Source organism: Streptomyces sp. URMC 126, assembly GCF_051386555.1.
Classification (GTDB): domain Bacteria; phylum Actinomycetota; class Actinomycetes; order Streptomycetales; family Streptomycetaceae; genus Streptomyces.
Genome location: NZ_JBPQTX010000570.1, coordinates 1 through 1,928 on the forward strand (window position 1 = coordinate 1; position 1,928 = coordinate 1,928).

Annotated in this window: 2 protein-coding genes; one reads left to right on the forward strand and one right to left on the reverse strand. The window is 74.8% G+C overall.

The genetic code is table 11. The features are described 5' to 3' along the window. On the forward strand, positions 1 to 1,309 hold a 1,309-nt coding region (locus ACSNOK_RS32770), incomplete at its 5' end, for an MMPL family transporter (RefSeq protein WP_436784432.1). On the opposite strand, the gene ACSNOK_RS32775 is transcribed toward ACSNOK_RS32770, so the two are convergent. Further along, the coding region (locus ACSNOK_RS32775; RefSeq protein WP_436784433.1) for a winged helix-turn-helix domain-containing protein at positions 1,279 to 1,928 on the reverse strand (650 nt) is incomplete at its 5' end. The genes ACSNOK_RS32770 and ACSNOK_RS32775 overlap by 31 nt on opposite strands.

A 1,928-nucleotide genomic window follows, 5' to 3' on the forward strand; every position in this document is an offset into this window, starting at 1 on the left:
GGCGGGGGACGGCGCGCGGGAGGGTACGGACGGCTTCCGTGGCCCTCATTGGTCCCGTGATCCCCGCCGTTCTCGTACGCCTCGCCGCTCCCGCGCCTCCCGCCCCGCCACGGGCCGGATCTCCGGTGCGGTGCTGGGGCCCGTCCTCGGCCGGCCCGGGCTGATGGCGGCCGCGGCGACCGCCGTCCTGCTCGTCCTCGCGCTGCCGGCCCTCGGCATGCGGACCGAACAGCTCGGCCTGGAACGGCAGATGCCCTCCGACGCTCCGCTGCGCACCTCGTACGAGCGCATCACCGCGGCCTTCCCCGGCGGGCCCGCTCCCGCGAAGGTCGTGGTGAGGGCGGACGACGTCACCTCGCCCCGGTTCACCGCGGCGGTCGGGGAGTTCACCCGGCGGGCGGCGGAGAGCGGGCGGTTCGGGAAGGACGTTACCGTCACGCCGCATCCGCGGGAGCGGATCGCGGAGATTTTGGTGCCGCTCGGTTCGGGCGCGGGTTCCGGTTCCCGAAAGAGCGGCGGGGGTGGTGACGGCGGCGGCGGTACGGGCGACGGGGCCCGGCGCGCGCTGGACACGCTCCGGGAGGACCTGGTGCCGCACATTCTGGAGCCGGTGGCCCGCGAGGCCAAGGTCACCGGACCGCTCGCCGCCTCCGTCGACTTCAACGACCGGCTGGGGCGCGGCATCGTGCCCGTGTTCCTCTTCATCACCACCGTGACGTTCCTGCTGATGCTCCTCTCGTTCCGCTCCTGGCATGTGGCGGCGGCCTCGGTCGTCCTCAACCTGCTGTCCGTAGCCGCCGCCTACGGGGTGCTCACCGCCGTCTTCCAGCACGGCTGGGGCGCGTCCTGGCTGGGCGTGGAACCCGCCGGCGCGGTGGAGGCGTGGCTGCCGCTGTTCGTGCTCGTCGTCCTCTTCGGGCTGTCGATGGACTACCACGTGTTCGTCGTCTCGCGGATCCGCGAGGCCCGGCTCTCCGGGCTCACCACACCGGCGGCCATCCGGGACGGCATCCGCGCGACGGCCGGCGCCGTCACCGGCGCGGCCGCCATCATGGTCGCCGTCTTCGCGGTCTTCGCCACCCTGTCCATGCAGGACATGCGGCAGATGGGCGTCGGGCTCGCCGTCGCCGTGCTGCTGGACGCCACGGTGGTGCGGATGGTGCTGCTGCCCGCGGTCCTGGCCCTGCTCGGCGAGCGGAGCGGGTGGTCGCCGCGCCGGGTCCGGGACCTCGCGGATCCCGGGACGCCGACGGCGCACCCCGCTCGTGTGACGGCGCGTCAGGAGCCGGACGGGGGCACGTACTTGTAGCCTACGCGGCGCACGGTGACGATCGACGACCGGTGCTCCGCCCCCATCTTGCGGCGGAGCCTGGCCACGTGGACGTCGACCGTGCGGCCGTCGCCGACGTGCCCGTAGCCCCACACCGTGGTGACCAACTGGTCGCGGGTGTGCACCCGGTGGGGGTGGGCCACCAGGTGGGCCAGCAGCTCGAACTCCAGGTAGGTCAGGTCCAGCGGCCGGCCGGCGACGCGGGCGATCCGCTGCTCGGGGTCGATGCCGACCAGGCCGTCACCGTGCCCGGCGGGGGGCGTGGTGTGGGGGATGCCGGCGGTGCTCGCGGAGCTCCCGCCGCTGAGGGGACGGGCGTGGTGAGCGGGATCTGCCGGGTGCACAGGGTTCGCGGGCGTTGCGGGATTCGCGGGGTTCGCAGGGTTCGTGGGGCTCGCGGGGAGACCTGCCGCATGCAGGTCGGCCGGGACGAGCACCAGGTAGCCGATCATCGGCGGCCGGCCCGGAAGCACCGGCAGCGCCTCCTGCGGGGCGGGCAGCCAGGTGGCGCCCGGGTGCAGCAGGTCGGCGACCGGCGGGGCCTCGTCGGGAGCGACGGCACGGAGGCGGTGGCGCTGGACGGGAACGGCGGGGAGGG